The sequence below is a fragment of the Amycolatopsis bartoniae genome (genome assembly GCF_014191255.1).
GTDB lineage: Bacteria > Actinomycetota > Actinomycetes > Mycobacteriales > Pseudonocardiaceae > Amycolatopsis_E > Amycolatopsis_E bartoniae.
Map to the genome: position 1 here is coordinate 790,293 of NZ_JACHWH010000003.1, position 12,727 is coordinate 803,019.

Annotated in this window: 17 protein-coding genes; 8 read left to right on the forward strand and 9 right to left on the reverse strand. The window is 73.3% G+C overall.

Going from position 1 to position 12,727, the window contains the following annotated elements; all coding sequences use genetic code 11:
- Positions 1–11 precede the first annotated feature (11 nt).
- Positions 12–1,010 carry an Acg family FMN-binding oxidoreductase gene (locus tag FHX82_RS20440; RefSeq protein ID WP_145936882.1) on the forward strand — a complete coding sequence of 333 codons (999 nt, stop codon included), beginning with the start codon at positions 12–14 and terminating at the stop codon, positions 1,008–1,010.
- Entirely contained in the window at positions 1,007–1,918 is a 912-nt protein-coding gene (locus FHX82_RS20445; RefSeq protein ID WP_145936883.1) for a hypothetical protein, read from the forward strand. Before FHX82_RS20440 ends, FHX82_RS20445 begins: the two co-directional genes overlap by 4 nt.
- Before the next feature lie 50 nt (positions 1,919–1,968).
- Here the strand turns inward: FHX82_RS20445 and FHX82_RS20450 are convergent, their stop codons facing one another.
- Positions 1,969–2,400: an Hsp20/alpha crystallin family protein gene (locus tag FHX82_RS20450; RefSeq protein ID WP_145936884.1), complete on the reverse strand. Its 432-nt coding sequence runs from the start codon at positions 2,398–2,400 to the stop codon at positions 1,969–1,971.
- A gap of 105 nt (positions 2,401–2,505) precedes the next feature.
- The gene (locus tag FHX82_RS20455) at positions 2,506–2,865 is read right to left on the reverse strand and encodes an STAS domain-containing protein (RefSeq protein WP_145936885.1); all 360 of its coding nucleotides are present in this window, start codon (positions 2,863–2,865) and stop codon (positions 2,506–2,508) included.
- A 129-nt stretch (positions 2,866–2,994) separates the two neighbouring features.
- Between FHX82_RS20455 and FHX82_RS20460 the strand changes: the two genes are divergently transcribed.
- The 5 genes from FHX82_RS20460 to FHX82_RS20480 are packed head-to-tail and all read left to right on the forward strand — an operon-like array spanning position 2,995 to position 6,905.
- Positions 2,995–3,864, forward strand: a complete 870-nt coding sequence (locus FHX82_RS20460; protein ID WP_145936886.1) for an STAS domain-containing protein — start codon at positions 2,995–2,997, stop codon at positions 3,862–3,864.
- Positions 3,864–4,226, forward strand: coding sequence for an STAS domain-containing protein (locus tag FHX82_RS20465; RefSeq protein ID WP_145936887.1), 363 nt, complete (start codon positions 3,864–3,866; stop codon positions 4,224–4,226). Before FHX82_RS20460 ends, FHX82_RS20465 begins: the two co-directional genes overlap by 1 nt.
- Positions 4,223–4,642 carry an ATP-binding protein gene (locus tag FHX82_RS20470; protein ID WP_145936888.1) on the forward strand — a complete coding sequence of 140 codons (420 nt, stop codon included), beginning with the start codon at positions 4,223–4,225 and terminating at the stop codon, positions 4,640–4,642. The genes FHX82_RS20465 and FHX82_RS20470 overlap by 4 nt, the downstream gene beginning before the upstream one ends.
- On the forward strand, positions 4,639–5,628 hold the full coding sequence (locus FHX82_RS20475) for an ATP-binding protein (protein WP_145936889.1): 990 nt from the start codon (positions 4,639–4,641) through the stop codon (positions 5,626–5,628). The genes FHX82_RS20470 and FHX82_RS20475 overlap by 4 nt, the downstream gene beginning before the upstream one ends.
- A complete protein-coding gene (locus tag FHX82_RS20480) occupies positions 5,628–6,905 on the forward strand; it encodes a PP2C family protein-serine/threonine phosphatase (protein WP_145936890.1) in 1,278 nt (425 codons plus the stop codon). The genes FHX82_RS20475 and FHX82_RS20480 overlap by 1 nt, the downstream gene beginning before the upstream one ends.
- Here the strand turns inward: FHX82_RS20480 and FHX82_RS20485 are convergent.
- The 4 genes from FHX82_RS20485 to FHX82_RS20500 form a co-directional block, all read right to left on the reverse strand.
- Positions 6,898–7,332: an ATP-binding protein gene (locus FHX82_RS20485; RefSeq protein WP_145936891.1), complete on the reverse strand. Its 435-nt coding sequence runs from the start codon at positions 7,330–7,332 to the stop codon at positions 6,898–6,900. The genes FHX82_RS20480 and FHX82_RS20485 overlap by 8 nt on opposite strands.
- A gap of 271 nt (positions 7,333–7,603) precedes the next feature.
- Positions 7,604–8,248, reverse strand: a complete 645-nt coding sequence (locus tag FHX82_RS20490; protein ID WP_145936892.1) for a response regulator — start codon at positions 8,246–8,248, stop codon at positions 7,604–7,606.
- Complete coding sequence (locus tag FHX82_RS20495) at positions 8,245–9,768, reverse strand: GAF domain-containing sensor histidine kinase (RefSeq protein ID WP_229880654.1); 1,524 nt, start codon at positions 9,766–9,768, stop codon at positions 8,245–8,247. Before FHX82_RS20495 ends, FHX82_RS20490 begins: the two co-directional genes overlap by 4 nt.
- 34 nt (positions 9,769–9,802) lie before the next feature.
- The gene (locus FHX82_RS20500; RefSeq protein WP_145936893.1) at positions 9,803–10,204 is read right to left on the reverse strand and encodes a pyridoxamine 5'-phosphate oxidase family protein; all 402 of its coding nucleotides are present in this window, start codon (positions 10,202–10,204) and stop codon (positions 9,803–9,805) included.
- 167 nt (positions 10,205–10,371) lie between these two features.
- On the opposite strand from FHX82_RS20500, the gene FHX82_RS20505 reads away from it, so the two are divergent.
- The gene (locus FHX82_RS20505) at positions 10,372–11,034 is read left to right on the forward strand and encodes a hypothetical protein (RefSeq protein WP_145936894.1); all 663 of its coding nucleotides are present in this window, start codon (positions 10,372–10,374) and stop codon (positions 11,032–11,034) included.
- Between the two features lie 82 nt (positions 11,035–11,116).
- On the opposite strand, the gene FHX82_RS20510 is transcribed toward FHX82_RS20505, so the two are convergent.
- From FHX82_RS20510 to FHX82_RS20520, 3 genes are read right to left on the reverse strand one after another with little or no spacing between them, the layout of a single operon-like run.
- The gene (locus FHX82_RS20510) at positions 11,117–11,524 is read right to left on the reverse strand and encodes a ChaB family protein (RefSeq protein WP_145936895.1); all 408 of its coding nucleotides are present in this window, start codon (positions 11,522–11,524) and stop codon (positions 11,117–11,119) included.
- A 60-nt stretch (positions 11,525–11,584) separates the two neighbouring features.
- The gene (locus FHX82_RS20515; protein WP_145936896.1) at positions 11,585–11,854 is read right to left on the reverse strand and encodes a DUF5709 domain-containing protein; all 270 of its coding nucleotides are present in this window, start codon (positions 11,852–11,854) and stop codon (positions 11,585–11,587) included.
- A 20-nt stretch (positions 11,855–11,874) separates the two neighbouring features.
- Positions 11,875–12,720, reverse strand: a complete 846-nt coding sequence (locus FHX82_RS20520; RefSeq protein WP_145936897.1) for an SDR family oxidoreductase — start codon at positions 12,718–12,720, stop codon at positions 11,875–11,877.
- Between the last annotated feature and the right edge of the window lie 7 nt (positions 12,721–12,727).

Below are 12,727 nucleotides of genomic sequence, written 5' to 3' on the forward strand. Positions count from 1 at the left end.
GGAGCCACGCCATGACCGCGATCCACACCAGGACGGCGAACCTCGTCGTGCCGGCACTCGAAGCGGCCGTCCGCGCCCCCTCCCCGCACAACACGCAGCCCTGGCGGTTCGAGGTCGGCGAGGACCGGATCGACGTGCACCTCGACCCCGGCCGCGTGCTCACCGTCGCCGACGCCGACGGGCGGGAGGCCAGGCTGGCGTGCGGGGCGGCGATCCTCAACATCCAGCTCGCGCTGCGTGCCGCGGGCCGGGCGTGCGCGGTGCACCTGCTGCCCGACCGGGCACGCCCCGCCCACCTGGCCACCGTGTGGCTGCAGGGCCCGTGCCAGGTCACGCCCGAGGACCGCGCGTTCGCCAGGGCCGTCGGCTTCCGCCGCAGCAACCGGCGCCCGTTCACCGACCGGCCGGTCCCGCCGTGGATCCGGCACGCCCTCGTGCGCGCCGCGAGCCTGGAGGGCGCCTCGCTGGTGCTCCTCGACCGGCCCGCGGACCTCGACGAGCTCGCCGCGCTGCTGCGCCGCGCCGAGCACCTGCAGGCCGAGGACCCGGCGTTCCAGGAGGAGCTGCGGCGCTGGACCGCCGAGAACGGGCACCGCGACGACGGCGTGCCGCTCTCGGCGGGCGGCCCGCGCCCGGCGCCCGGCGGGCTGCTGACCCTGCGCCAGTACCCGGGCGGGGAGGAGCGCCCGGCGCGGCCGTTCGAGAGCGACCCGCTGGTCGCGGTGCTCAGCTCGTTCACCGACGTCCCGCTCGCCCAGCTGCGGACCGGCCAGGCCCTGCAGCGCGTGCTGCTCACCGGCACCACCGCCGGGGTCAGCGCGTCGTTCCTGTCCCAGCCGGTCGAGGTCGGCGCCACCCGCGACGCCCTGCGTGACCTGCTCGGCGGCGAGGCGTGCCCGCAGGCCGTGCTGCGGTTCGGGTACGGCTTCGCCGCGCCCGCCACGCCCCGGCGCCGCCCGGAGTGCGTTACCCGGCCCCGCCGCCGGCAGCCCGAGGAGGCGACGCGATGAGCTGGTCGGCCACCGAGCTGGGCGTGCTGGAACGGGCGGTGAACCAGTCGCCGTCGGTCTCGCCGACCCGGCCGTGGACGCTGGCGGCCCACGGCACCGTCGCCGAGCTGGCCGAACGGCGTGACGGCGGGCTGGAACGGGACAGGCTGCTGTCGTGCGGCGCCGCGCTCGCCAACCTGGAGCTGGCCGTGCGCGCGCTCGGCTGGGCCGCCGACGTCACGCTGTTCCCGGCGAGCGGCCCCGCCGACCTCGTCGCCCGGGTCACCGCGGCCGGGCCCGAGGACGCGGCGAGCGCCGAGGTCGAGCAGTACTCCGCGATCTTCCGCCGCCGCAGCTACCGGGCGCCGTTCAGCCTGCACCCGGTGCCGGAACCGCTGCTGGGCTCGCTCGCGGCGGCCGCGCACGGCACGGTGGTGCGGCCCCTGCGCGCGCCCGAGGAGTTCGCCGTCCTCGCCGAGCTGCTCGGGCACGCCGCCACCGTCCTGCGAGACGACCGCGGCTACCAGCGGGAGCTCACCGCGTGGACGGCCCGCTTCCCCGAGCCCGCCCAGGACCTGCCCGCCCTGCCGTGGACCGGGCTGCTGCGCGGCGGCGGCAGGCTGCCGGATCCCGCCGCGCTGACCGGCCGGCTGCGCCGCGAGGGCCTGCTGGTGGTGACCACCGACGGCGACGGGCCGCTGGACCACCTCCGGGCCGGCGTCGCGCTGGAGCGCACCTGGCTCACCGCGCTCACCCGCGGCCTGGTGGGTTCGGTGCTGGTCCGCCCGCTGCACGTGCCCGAGGTGCGGGCGCGGCTGCGGGAACGGCTGCACCTGCCCGGGCGCCCGCAGGCGATCCTGCGGTTCGGCTACGCCGTGACCGCCACCCCGGCCCGCCCCGCGGCGGCGGCCGCGGTGGGCTCGCAGTAACACGCGCGCGGGCCCCGGACTCGCTCGGAGTCCGGGGCCCGATCCACCTCTTACTTACCGCTGATCTCGATGCGGCGCGGCTGGGCGGGCTCGCTCTTGGGCACCCGCACGGTCAGCACGCCGTCCTCCAGCGTGGCGGCGACGTGCTCGCCGTCCACCCCGCGCGGCAGCAGCACGCGGTAGGAGAACTTGCCCGTGCGGCGGGTGCGGCGGCGGAACACGCCGTCACGCTCGCGCTCCTTCAGCTCGCCCGTGATCGCGAGCCGGTTGCCGGTCAGGTCGACCGTGATGTCCTCACGCCGGACACCCGGCACCTCGACCTCGAAGACGTACTCGCCGTCCGTCTCGGTCACGTCCGCGCTCGGGGCCCACGGCTGTGCCGTGGCGGCCGTTCCGTCGAACCACCGGGCCAGGTCACCGAGCTCCCGGAACGGATCCCAGCGGCTCAGGGTGGCACCGGATCGCATGGCAGGCAGCGCCATGACGCTCACCTCCTGGAAACTTCGCGGTCCGTCCGTCGGACCCGCACTCCTTACTACGAAGTTGAGCCCGGGTTTGTTCCCAAAGTTGAGCGTCAGCGACTCAAGTCAGAGGTCGTCGTCCTCTTCGTCCTTCGGCTCGATCGTGAACGCCACCGACAGCCCCGTCAGGTCCAGGATCCGCCGGGCGTACCGGTTGACGTTGGCCAGCGTGATGCTGGTGTCCTGCTCCTGCGCCAGCCCGCGCGCGCGGACCAGCGCGCTGATGCACGCGGAGTCGAAGAACGACAGGTCGGCGAAGTCGACCACGAGCTGGGCCACGCCCTTGCCGAGCAGTTCGGACACCGCCTGGTCGAGCTGCTCGACGGCCGTGTGGTCTATCTCTCCGAACAGCTTGATCCGGCCCGTGTCCCCGGTGAGTTCGGCCTTGACGGGTGCGCTGGTGTGGATGACCTCGTCCCTTCCCACGAACTGCTGCCTTTCTCCTCGTCCCGGCCCCCGGTTTGTCGTCCGGCGCCGGGTGTCTTAGCTTTGCCGCCAAGCCATTCCATCTTCGGCGGACCTGCCCGGTCCGCGGCGCGCGGAGCTACAGGAGCGATGACCACCACCTCGGTACCGGAAACCCACTCCATTGTCAGTGACTTCCTCGACCGGCGCAGGGAGACGATCGTCGCCGAGTGGTCGGGCGCCCCGTTCTTCCACACCGCGGGCCTGGACCGGGAGCAGGCCGCGCTCGACGGCGCCGAGGTGCTCGACGGGATGCGGCGCGCGGTCGAGGCCGGCGAGGTGAACAACCCCGCGGCCGAGGCCTTCGCCGGGATCCGCACCCTGCTGGAGGCGCTGGCCGTCCAGCAGATCCACGACGCGTCGCTGGTGTCGCAGACCGCGGCGCAGATGAACAGCCTCAAGGACCCGCTGCTGCGGCTGTGGGCGGAGGAGGACGTCGCGCACGAGCTCGTCGCCCCCGGCGCGGTGCTGCTGTCCGCCGCGGTCGACACCCTCGGGCTGATCCTGCTCGACGCGGCGCTCACCGCGGGCCGCGACACGATCGCGAGCCAGCAGGAGCAGCTGGCCGAGCTGTCCACCCCGGTGGTCAAGCTCTGGGACGGCGTGCTGGCCATCCCGCTGATCGGCACGCTGGACAGCATGCGCAGCCAGACCGCCACCGAGAGCCTGCTGCAGGCGATCCTCGACCAGCAGGCCAAGGTCGCGATCCTGGACATTACCGGTGTGCCGACCGTGGACACGATGGTCGCGCAGCACCTGCTCAAGACCGCGCTGGCCGCGCGGCTGATGGGCGCCGAGTGCGTGATCAGCGGTATCCGCCCGCAGATCGCCACCACCATGGTGCAGCTGGGCATCGACCTGGACGAGGTCGCCACGCGCGCCCGGCTCGCCGACGCGTTCGAGTACGCGCTCACCCGGCTCGGCCTGTCGGTGACCAGCACCGGAACCGGCGCCGTCTGATGCCCGGGGTACCGATCGTCAAGATGCACGGCGTGCTGCTCGTCACCATCCAGGACGAGCTGCTCGACTACTCCGTCGACGAGCTGCAGCAGCAGATCACCGAGCAGGTCGTGGAGTACCAGGCGCGCGGTGTGCTCATCGACATCTCCGTGCTCGACGTGGTCGACTCGTTCCTGGCCCGCACCCTGCACGACATCGCGGCCGCCACGGCGCTGCTCGCGGCCAAGACCGTGGTCGTCGGCATGCGCCCGGCCGTGGCGATCACACTGGTGGAACTGGGGCTCGTGCTGTCCGGACTGCAGACCGCCCTGTCGGTGGAGGAGGCGCTCGACCTGCTGCGCGACGGGGCGGCGCCGCGGTGAGCAGCGCACCCTCCACGACCAGCGTGGCGATCAACGGCGAGACGGACATCGTGCACGTCCGCCAGGCCGCGCGCGAGGCCGCGGTCACCGCCGGCTTCAGCCTGGTGCAGCAGACGAAGCTGGTCACCGCCGCCAGTGAGCTGGCGCGCAACACGCTGATCTACGGCGGGGGCGGGCGGGCCGAGATAGTCATCGAGGAAAGCGCTTTCGGCGACACCGTGCGCCTGGTCTTCGTCGACTCGGGGCCCGGCATCCCCGACATAGACCTCGCGCTGACCGACGGCTACACCACCGGCTCCGGACTGGGGCTGGGCCTCGGCGGCGCGCGGCGGCTGGCCGACCAGTTCCACATCGACTCGGCACCGGGCAAGGGCACCCGGATCGAGCTGTCCATCACCACCCGCAGGAAGCCGTGACCCGCACTGACCTCGTGCTGACGGGGGAGGGACACGTGGGCCGGGCACGGCGGCTGGCCGCGGCGGTCGCGCAGCAGGCGGGCCTGCCGATGACGCAGGTGCACCGCGTCGCGCTCGCCGCGACCGAGCTGGCCACCAACATCGTCAAACACGCCGGCCGGGGCACGTTCACGGTCGTGCCGGGGCCGGGTCAGCTCGACCTGCTCGCGATCGACCAGGGGCCGGGCATGGCCCGGATCGAGACGAACCTGCGTGACGGCTACTCCACCACCGGCACGATGGGCGCGGGCCTCGGTTCGATCCGCCGCGCCGCGGACCACTTCGACGCCTACTCCGTGCCCGGCCGTGGCACCGCCGTGCTCGCCCGCTGGCACTACGGCACGCCGCTGACCGGGCTGCGCGTCGGCGCGGCCCGGTCGACCGTGCCCGGCGAGGAGGCGTGCGGGGACATGTGGACCGCCGTGCCCAGCGGGGCCGCCGTGACGGTCGCGCTCAGTGACGGGCTCGGGCACGGCGAGGCCGCCGCGAAGGCCAGCGAAGCCGCGATCGAGACCGTCGCCACCCGTGCATCCCTGGGCCCGGCCCGTATCCTTGAGGCGATGCAGCAGTCTCTCGCGCGCACCCGGGGTGCGACCGTGGCGGTGGTCACCGTGGTGCCCGCGGAGGGACGGTTCCGCTTCGCGGGCATCGGGAACATCGCCACGCGCCGTTACACCGAGCCGGGCACGCCGGTGCAGCGGCTGCTGTCGCGGCCGGGCATCGTCGGGGTCGCCGGCACGGCCCGCGTGCTGGATTCCACCGATTCGTGGTCCCCGCGCAGTTGGCTCGTGTTGCAGACTGACGGGGTGTCCGACCGGTGGAGCGCCGACGACTGGCCGGGGCTGCTGCGGCACGACCCGGCGGTGGTCGCGGGCTGGATCCTCGGGCAGCGCGGCCGGGGGCGTGATGACGCGTGCGTGGTGGCCGTCACGGGAGGAGGTCGCTGATGGGCGAAAGCCGGCACGGCGACCAGCTCGTGCAGGAGCTGCGCGAGATCATCGACCGGCAGCAGCGTGAGCTGCAGATGCACCGCACCGAGCTGCAGCAGACCAACGCGGGCCTGCTCGCGCTGCACGCCGAGGTCGAGCGGCAGCGGCAGCGCTCGGCGTTCCTCGACGAGGTCAGCCGCACGGTGTCGGCGTCCCTGCGCGGCCGGGAGGTCGCCGAGGCGCTGGTGCAGCTGGTCGAGCGCGAGGGCGTCGCCACGTCGGCCGCGGTGTGGCTGCTGGACGACGAGCACCGGCTGCACCGGGAGCCCTCGCCGGGCGAGGCCGACAGCGAGGTGCGGCGCGTGATCGCGACCCGCCGCCCGGTCACCGACGAGAAACGCATGCTGGCGCCGCTGTCGGTGGGCCCGAACCTGCTGGGCGTGCTGGAACTGTGCCGCGACGAGCCGGGGTTCGACGAGGACGACGTGCCGTTCGTCACCGCCGTCGCCGCGCGCTCCGCGGTGGGGCTGCGCAACGCGGGGGAGTACGAGCGCGAGCGGGAGATGGCCGAGCGGCTGCAGCTGGCGATGCTGCCCACCCTCGACATCCCCGCCGACCTGCACCTGTGTGCCCGCTACCTGCCCGCCGCGCGCGGGGTCAACGTCGGCGGAGACTGGTTCGACGCGTTCACCCGGCCCGACGGCACGGTGGTGCTCACCGTCGGGGACGTCACCGGGCACGGCCTCGAAGCCGCGGTGATCATGGGAAAGCTGCAGAACGTGCTGCGCGCGTACGCCACCGAGGGACACGGCCCGGCCGAGACGCTCCGGCTGACGCACGGGCTGCTTCGTGGCTGGCACAGCTCGCTGCTGGCCACGGCGGTGGTGATGGACCTGGAGCTGTCCACCGGCCGCGTGCGCTGGGCGAACGCCGGGCACCTGCCGGTGTTCGTCGCGGGCACCGACGGCCGGGTGCGGGCACTGGACGAGCCGAACGCGCCGCTGATGGGCGTGCCGTTCACGTTCGGCATCCAGGAGTACGAGACGAACCTGCGCCAGGGCGAGACCCTGCTCATGTACACCGACGGCCTGGTGGAGCGGCGCACGCAGTCGATCGACACCGGCATGGACCGGCTCGCGGAGGTGTTCGGCCGCGCGGCGGGCGACCCGCCCGACGAGGCGGGCGACCGCATCCTGGACGAGATGCTGGGCTCGGACGAGCACGACGACGACGTGTGCCTGCTGCTGTGCCGCTGGGCGGCGGAGGACGCCGCTCAGGGCGCTCCGGTCAGCTGAGGTCGAACTCCGCCCACACCCACTTGCCGTCACCGCCGCGGCGGTGGCCCCACGTGGAGCTGAGCGCCTGGATCAGGGCGAGCCCACGGCCGCGGACCGACTCCGGCTGCGGGCGCCGCAGCACCGGGTCGTCGGGGGAGCAGTCGCGGACCTCCAGCAGCAGGCTGTCGCCCGCGAGCCGCAGCCGGACCGCGATCCCGCCGCTGCCGTGTTCGAACGCGTTGGTGACCAGCTCGGACGCGGCGAGCACGATGTCGCCCGCCTTGTCGCCCGGTACGTCCCACGAGCGCAGCGCGTCGGCCACGAACGTCCTGGCCTCCGCGGGCGACCGGGGCGCGGGCGGCAGGTGAGTGCCCAGCCTGCGCACCCGGAAGACGCCGGACGCCGAGTCGCGCTCGCCGGTCAAGGTGCCTCCCGCACGGTACATGTGCCTCCTCGTCGCTGGGGCAGTTGCTCGGGGATACCTCCGAAAGGCGGAAACGAATCAGGTTCCCGAAGAGAACCTTTCGCGACGATTCCGGCATCGCCCGGCTACCCCGGGTGGGCCTGCAACAGCCGCGGTGAGACCTCGAACCCGGACCGCCACGCGCGACCGTGGCCAGCCTCGCCATCCCACGATCCGGGCGCGTTCGCCCTCCCGGGACCTCGTACGTCTCCGCGTGCGCCCGTGCCCACGCGGCGAATTCGCGCCGCGACCGCTACCGCAGCGGCTTGCGCTTCGCCAGGAACACGGCCGCTTCGGTGCGCCTCTCGAAGCCCAGCTTGTGCAGCAGCGAGGACACGTAGTTCTTCACCGTCTTCTCGGCCAGGAACAGCCGCTCGGCGATCTGGCGGTTGGTGAGCCCCGCGGCGATCAGGTCCAGCACCCGCCGCTCCTGGGGGCTGAGCTGGTCGTACCGCGGGTCGGGCTCCTCCTCGCCGCCCCGCATGCGCCGGGCCACCGACGCCTTCAGCTCCGGGTCGAGCAGCGAACCGCCCGCCGCCGCGGTGCGGACGGCCTCCACGATGTTCGTGCCGGACACCTGTTTGAGCAGGTAACCCGCCGCGCCCGCGAGGACCGCACCGAACAACGCCTCGTCGTCGGCGTACGACGTCAGCATCAGACACGCCGGCGGCGGGTCGACGAGCGTCCGGATGTCGCGGCACACCGACACGCCCCCGCCGTCGGGCAGTCGCACGTCGAGGATCGCCACGTCCGGCCGCAGCGGCGGAATCCGCGTCAGCGCCTCGGCCGCGGTGCCCGCCTCGCCCGCCACCCGCAGGTCCGGCTCGGACTCCAGCAGCGTCCGCAGCCCGGCCCGCACCACCTCGTGGTCGTCGAGCAGGAACACCGTGATCGTCATCGCGCCTCCTGCCGGCCCGGCCGGACGGCCCACACCAGCTTCGTGCCCCCGCCGGTCCGCGGCTCCAGCGACAGAGTGCCGTGCCAGCGCGCCGCCCGCCCCCGCAGGTTCGCCAGCCCGCTGTCGCGCGCCGGCTCGCCCGCGAACCCGATCCCGTCGTCGAGCACCGTCAGCGACAGCTCACGCCCGTCGCGGTCCACCAGCACCTCGACGGCCACCGCGCTGGCGTTCGCGTGCCGGGCCACGTTGGACAGCGCCTCCCGCACCGTCGCGAGGAGGTCCGCCCGCAGCGGGCCCGTCACCACCGCGTCGAGCGGCCCGTCGAACCCGACCCGCGGCTCGAACCCGAGCATCCCCGTGCTGTCCTGCGCCATCCGCAGCAGGTCCGAACGCACCCCGCCGTGCGCCTCGGCGGGCTCCTGCAGCGAGAAGATGCTGTTGCGCACGTCCCGGATCGTGCGGTCGAGGTCGCGCACGAACCCCGTCACGCGCTCGGCCAGCTCCGGCTGCGTGGTGAGCCTGCTCAGCCCCTCCAGCCCCAGGCCGATCGCGAACAGCCGCTGGATCACCAGGTCGTGCAGGTCGCGGGCGATCCGGTCGCGCTCCTCGTACACCACCAGCCGCCGCCGGTCCTCCTCCGCGCGCGCGAACTCCACGGCCAGCGCGGCGTGGGCGGCGAAGTCACGCACCATCCCGACATCGGCCTCGGTGAACGGTTCCTCGTCGCGGAACTTCACCACCAGCAGCACGCCGAGCTTCTGCGTGCCCGCCACCAGCGGCACCGCCACCGCCGAGTCGAGGTCCTTGATCGTCTCCGGCACGACCCGCTCGCTGTTGGCCTGCTGCACCGCGACGTGGCCGCCGTAGGAGCTGACCACCACCGGCTCGCCGGAGGTGTAGGCCAGGCCGGACGCGGTGCCCACCAGCGGCACCCGCGCCCCGACGAGCCGCTGGTACTCCGGGTACTGCGAGGCGATCACCTCGAAGACCAGCGTGTCCGGCTCGGTCTCGCTGGGCAGCGCGACCGCACCGCCGGAGGCGTTCGCGACGACGCGGGCCCGGTCGGCGATCGTGTGCAGGGTGGTGGCGCCGTCCTCCCCAGCCAGCAGCGCCGCGGTGACCTGCTGCGACGCCTCCCGCCACCGCTCGCGGCGCAGCGCCTGCTCGTACAGGTTCGCGTTCTCGATCGCGATGCTCGCCGCCGCGGCGAGCGCGACCACCTCTTCGCGGTCCCGCTCGGTGAACGCCGTGCCGTCGCGCTTGCCCGCCACCATGAGCCGGCCGAACAACCCGTCGCGCGTGCGGATCGGGACCGTCAGGGCGCCGGTGCCCGCGAGCTCGCCGGCCTCGATGCGCCGGCCCGCCCTGCCGTCGGGCAGCACCTCCGTCATCAGGCCGTACCGGGCGCCGGCGAGCTCGCACGCGGAGTCGACGATCCGCCGCAGCACGTCGGGCAGGCGAAGGTCCGCCGCGATTCCGACCACCGCGTCCAACAACGCCCGCGCGCTGCTTTCGATCACTGGGTCTCCCCTGCCGGAGCCGAGACCTCGTAGGTTACCGCTTCACCCGCCGCCCGGAAACGACCTCCACCGGGATGCGGACGCAGCGCAGCTCCGAACCGCCGGACGACTGCCACGCCAGGTCTGGGCGCCGCCACGGCAGGTCGCAGCCGGGCATCGCGGCCGCCCGGCCGAGCACGGTCACCCACCAGCCGGTGTCGAGGCCCGGGTCGAACTCGTCGACCTCGAACGCGACCACCCCGTCCTGCGCGGCGCCGAACAGATCGGTGTGCACGGGGACGGGGAACCACACGGCGTCGTGGCCGTAGAGGAACTTCACCGGCTGCACGGCGGGCAGCCCGCGGGTGGTGAACACGACCCGGCCGATCTCCGCCGTGGCGAGCAGCGCCAGGCATTCGGCCCGGTCGAGGACCTCCTGGCCGGACGGGTCGAGCATCGGGAGCCTTTCGGGTCGGGAGGCGCAGCGGCCCTCACGATCTCCCCGGCCGGAGGCCGCCGGTAGGGCCGTTCGGCCCGGTGCTTTCCCACCAACGCCGGGCACACGAGCGCGGGCGCAAGATGGCAGGAGGCCCGCCCTTTCCCCGGCAGGCCGAGGGAGCCGTCATGAATCCCCTGCTGGACCTGCAACCGCTGCTGTGGCCGATCCTCGTGCTGGTGTGGCTGTTCGTCGTGATGCGGTCGCGGATGGTGCTGCACCGTCGCTGGGACGGCCGGAGCAGAGCGGTGGTGCACGGACGGCCCGTGCCCTCGGTGCAGCCGCTGCGGTCGCGCTGGGCGCGGGCGGTCGAGCGGTACGACCGGGTGGCGGGGGAGTACGCGGCGTACGAGTCGGACCCGCTGCGGGTGCTGCGTGCGCCCGCACTGGCGGATCCGGCCGTGCCGTCGACGGGCCGGTTCATCGAGGCGTTCGCCGAGGCGATGGCGTTGCGCACCGACGAGTTCCCGCCGGAGCCGATGGCGCGCCGGTTCATCGACGCGGCGGTGGCGGCGGAGCAGGCGTGGACGGCGGCCCGCGACGCCGCGGAGAAGCTGCGCGCGTCCCGGTTCACCACCGAGGAACGCGGCCTGCTCGCCCAGGCGGTGAAACTGCTCGAACTCGCCCGCGGCGGAGCCACCCCGGCGGAACAGGAAGCCGCGTACGCCGCGGCGCGGCAGGTGCTGGCGAAGCTGGAGCGCAGCACCGGCACCCGGCTGGACTGGCGCGTCCCGAAAGCGGCCCGCCAGGCCATCGAGCGCCACGGAAACCCGCCGCTGCCTCCGGCTTGAGTGCCGGGAACGGCGGATCTGCCGCTGGAACACCCGTCGCGGGCGGGAACCTTCCCCGGATTCCCCGCCCGCGACGGGCGAGTCACTTCTTCCGCGCCTTCGCGGTCTCCTTGGTGTTCGCCTTCTGCAGCGCCTTCACCAGCTCCTGCTTGTTCATCGACGAGCGGCCCTTGATGTCGAGCTTCTGGGCCAGCTCGTAGAGGTGTTCCTTGCTCGCCGAGGCGTCCACGCCGCCCGCGGTCTTCGTGGGCTTGCGGTTGGCGCCCCGCGCGGCCTGGGAGTCGGACGGGCCCTTCTTGCCGCCCTCCTTCTCCTCCCAGTGGTCGCCGACCTTCTCGTACGAGTGCTTCAGCGCCGCGTACGCGGTCTGGTGCGCGCGGCGGCCTTCACCGTAGGTCTCGACCGCGGAGTCGTGCGTCTTCACCCAGGTGTCCTGGGCCTTCTTCGGCGAGCGCTTCAGCGTGCTGGGGAGCGCCTCTCGTCCCGGCATGGGGAGCACCTCCACATCGTTTCGGTAACTCCCCGTAGGGGTGCCCGAGGTCGGCGAACGTCAAACGCCGCCGTCCTCGATGTGCATCGCCTGCTCCTCCGCGCCCAGCGCGGGGTGCTGGAAACCGCTGTCGGTGGCGATCTCGTCCTTCTCGTCGTCCACCAGGTCGTTGCTGCGGTCCGGCGCCGCGAGTTGTTCGCCCGAGTCCTCGGAGTCCGGCTCGCGCGCGTAGTCCGGGTCGGTCGCCCGCCAGCTCACCGGGTCCTCCAGCGGCTGGGGTTCCGGTTCCAGTTCGAGCCGTTCCTGCTGTTCGGACTTCTCCTGTGCCATCGTTTCTCCCTCGGGACGTCTCAGCCGGGCATCGTCTCGCCGCCCAGTGCGGCGAGGACTTCCCCGGTGTAGTAGGACGAAAGCCGGTTCGCGGCGAGGAACACATAGGACGGTGCCAGCTCGTCCGGATGGGCCATCCGTTTCATCGGCACCTGCTCGCCGAAGCTCTCGACGTGCTCGGGCGGCATCGTCGCCGGGATCAGCGGTGTCCACACCGGACCGGGGGCCACGGCGTTGATCCGGATCCCGCGCTCGGCCAGCGCCTGCGCCATCGAGTACGTCCACGCGAGGATGGCGCCCTTCGTCGCGGAGTAGTCGATGAGCTTCTTGTTGCCGCGCAAGCCGTTCACCGACGCGGTGTTGATGATCGCGCTGCCCTCGCCCAGGTGCGGCAGCGCCGCCTGCGTGACGCGGAAGTAGCTGTGCATGTTGACGTCGAACGTGTGCAGCCACTGCTCGTCGGTGATCTCCTCCGGCGAGTCGAGCTCCCGCTGGGTCGCGATGTTGTTCACCACGACGTCCAGCCCGCCGAACGCCCGCACGGTGTCCCGCACGACCGTCCGGCACTGCTCGCGCTCCGCCAGGTCACCCGGCAGCAGCAGGCACTCCCGTCCCTCCTCGCGCACCAGCTCCGCGGTGTGCTCGGCGTCGGAGTGCTCGTCGAGATAGGCGATCGCGACGTCCGCGCCCTCCTTGGCGAAGGCGATCGCGACGGCGCGGCCGATGCCGGAGTCGCCGCCGGTGACCAGGGTGCGCTTGTCCTTCAGCAGGTCGCGGCCCACGTAGCCGGTCATCGAGTCCCGCGGCCGGGGATCCATCTCCGCCGTCGTGCCCGGCGGCTGCTGTTGCTGGGGCGGTTTGCTCATGCCGCCG

What these genes read in the sequence shown, in the direction of transcription:
- FHX82_RS20505 (WP_145936894.1), top strand. Translation starts at nt 10,372, where the DNA reads ATGAATCCCCTGCTGGACCTGCAACCGCTGCTGTGGCCGATCCTCGTG.
- FHX82_RS20445 (WP_145936883.1), top strand. Translation starts at nt 1,007, where the DNA reads ATGAGCTGGTCGGCCACCGAGCTGGGCGTGCTGGAACGGGCGGTGAAC.
- FHX82_RS20500 (WP_145936893.1), bottom strand. Translation starts at nt 10,204, where the DNA reads ATGCTCGACCCGTCCGGCCAGGAGGTCCTCGACCGGGCCGAATGCCTG.
- FHX82_RS20515 (WP_145936896.1), bottom strand. Translation starts at nt 11,854, where the DNA reads ATGGCACAGGAGAAGTCCGAACAGCAGGAACGGCTCGAACTGGAACCG.
- FHX82_RS20490 (WP_145936892.1), bottom strand. Translation starts at nt 8,248, where the DNA reads ATGACGATCACGGTGTTCCTGCTCGACGACCACGAGGTGGTGCGGGCC.
- FHX82_RS20465 (WP_145936887.1), top strand. Translation starts at nt 3,864, where the DNA reads ATGCCCGGGGTACCGATCGTCAAGATGCACGGCGTGCTGCTCGTCACC.
- FHX82_RS20440 (WP_145936882.1), top strand. Translation starts at nt 12, where the DNA reads ATGACCGCGATCCACACCAGGACGGCGAACCTCGTCGTGCCGGCACTC.
- FHX82_RS20520 (WP_145936897.1), bottom strand. Translation starts at nt 12,720, where the DNA reads ATGAGCAAACCGCCCCAGCAACAGCAGCCGCCGGGCACGACGGCGGAG.
- FHX82_RS20450 (WP_145936884.1), bottom strand. Translation starts at nt 2,400, where the DNA reads ATGGCGCTGCCTGCCATGCGATCCGGTGCCACCCTGAGCCGCTGGGAT.
- FHX82_RS20510 (WP_145936895.1), bottom strand. Translation starts at nt 11,524, where the DNA reads ATGCCGGGACGAGAGGCGCTCCCCAGCACGCTGAAGCGCTCGCCGAAG.
- FHX82_RS20460 (WP_145936886.1), top strand. Translation starts at nt 2,995, where the DNA reads ATGACCACCACCTCGGTACCGGAAACCCACTCCATTGTCAGTGACTTC.
- FHX82_RS20485 (WP_145936891.1), bottom strand. Translation starts at nt 7,332, where the DNA reads ATGTACCGTGCGGGAGGCACCTTGACCGGCGAGCGCGACTCGGCGTCC.
- FHX82_RS20480 (WP_145936890.1), top strand. Translation starts at nt 5,628, where the DNA reads ATGGGCGAAAGCCGGCACGGCGACCAGCTCGTGCAGGAGCTGCGCGAG.